The sequence below is a fragment of the Lacihabitans sp. CS3-21 genome (genome assembly GCF_024343675.1).
Lineage (GTDB): Bacteria > Bacteroidota > Bacteroidia > Cytophagales > Spirosomataceae > Leadbetterella.
This window is the reverse complement of the sequence record NZ_RJUD01000080.1, coordinates 1-1,696: the sequence shown is the minus strand read 5'-3', so window position 1 is coordinate 1,696 and position 1,696 is coordinate 1. Positions and strand designations below refer to the sequence as shown.

Genomic DNA, 1,696 nt, shown 5'->3' with positions numbered 1-1,696 from the left:
TTTGTGTAGTCCGTTGTAAAATTTCGCCACGATAATTTTTTTTACATGCAAAATGCCAAAAAAGAAATTTACAGGGGGCCGCCTAGGTAGGATCATTTCGGACTGCCGATGCTGCACAAAAAGTGTTTTTTTTGACGGTTGGCCGCTGCCATTCTTTTTTTTCGAACGGTGCGACGACTCGCAAAAAGAATGCCCGCCTGGCAAGGCACGCAATGTATATAATTTAGGATAGTTTCTAAGTCTGAAACTTTAGTTATTAACTATCAAAAAATAATTTCCAAAAATCATCTCAAACCAACAATCCAATTGTTTTAGCATGTTGAATGGCTTCATCAGTATGTTGCGACTGAAAGGTTTTTATAGATTTATTTTGTATTGAATTTAGGGTTTCAGTAGTAAAATCTGCTTTTTCCAAACTAATATTTCGAATATAAACCGCCACAATCTGCTCAGGATATTTATTGGCTATGGAGGCATAAATTTGCGGGTCACTTTGCGAATTATCGCCAAGCAATACGAACCTTTGTCTCGGAAAAGCCTTCAGAATTCTCGTCACCCTGTTGAGCTTTCCTTCGTGTTTGGTTTTGCCTGTTTTCAACAATTGATACCACTTCTTTATATTATTCAACAAAAAAGCCCCTTTTGGCAAGCCGTTGTGCTTAAAAAAAGCATTCAAATCATCATATAGATTCCACTCGCTACTCGAAACATAGAAAAAAGGATTCGGCACGTTTGGTTCTGTATGGGTAAGAGCCAGCAACTTGTAAAATTTCACCACATCGGCAAAAGTTTTGCGGCTACGTGGATTTTTGGTGAACATCACCCGGAGTTTTTTACCTGTGTGGGCCGAATGCGAAACCAAAACGGTATCGTCTATATCCGAAATGAAACCATATTGTGTAGCATGTGGAACAAATAGCTTTCCTTCTCCACTAGTTTTCTTATATCCCTGACCATCAACCAAATGCACTTCAATCAAATGCCAACCCGCGTCTATTTCAAAATCCGATTGCCACTCAAATTTAAAAAAACCATCCACCTCAGTGGTGGCATGAAGTGTTTGATTTTGCCACTGCAAACTCAATTGTACATGTGGTACAGGTTTAACTAAAAATAATCTGGCTAAATGTATAATATTACTGATGGGATTATTGTTAAATTTACTCGGACGCACAGATTTCCCAGCCAAAACATGACCATACACTACCAGGTTATTTTGGTGTCCATAACCATGATATACTTTTACAGTTGCAACAGCATGTTCAATTTCATTTTTCATTATGACATCAAAAAACTTAAAAGTACTTTTTGTAATTAATGCTGGTTCAGGCAATAATACGATTGACTGGACCTCCTTGGTTACCAATTATTTTTCAAATCTTAGCAACACCATAGATTTTTACAATCTCACACCAACTTGCAACATTTCAACCATAAAAGCAAAGATAAAGTTGTTTAAACCTGATTGTGTGGCTGCAGTCGGTGGTGATGGTACCATAAAACTGGTGGCTGAATGTTTGATAAAAACCAAAATCCTTTTGGGCATCATTCCAGCCGGATCAGCCAACGGACTTGCAAAGGAACTCGGAATAAGTGAAAATCCTACAAAAGCTTTGGATATACTCTTGCAGGCTTTCTCAAAAAAGATTCATATCACACGAATCAATGAGCAACTCTGCATTCATTTGAGTGATAT

The 1,696-nt window shown here is 37.7% G+C and carries 2 protein-coding genes; one reads left to right on the top strand and one right to left on the bottom strand.

What is annotated here, in order from left to right:
- Nucleotides 1–289 precede the first annotated feature (289 nt).
- Nucleotides 290–1,279 carry an App1 family protein gene (locus tag EGI24_RS14535; RefSeq protein ID WP_255047618.1) on the bottom strand — a complete coding sequence of 330 codons (990 nt, stop codon included), beginning with the start codon at nucleotides 1,277–1,279 and terminating at the stop codon, nucleotides 290–292.
- 1 nt (nucleotide 1,280) lies between these two features.
- On the opposite strand from EGI24_RS14535, the gene EGI24_RS14530 reads away from it, so the two are divergent.
- A partial coding sequence (locus EGI24_RS14530; protein ID WP_255047619.1) for a diacylglycerol kinase family protein occupies nucleotides 1,281–1,696 on the top strand: 416 nt, incomplete at its 3' end.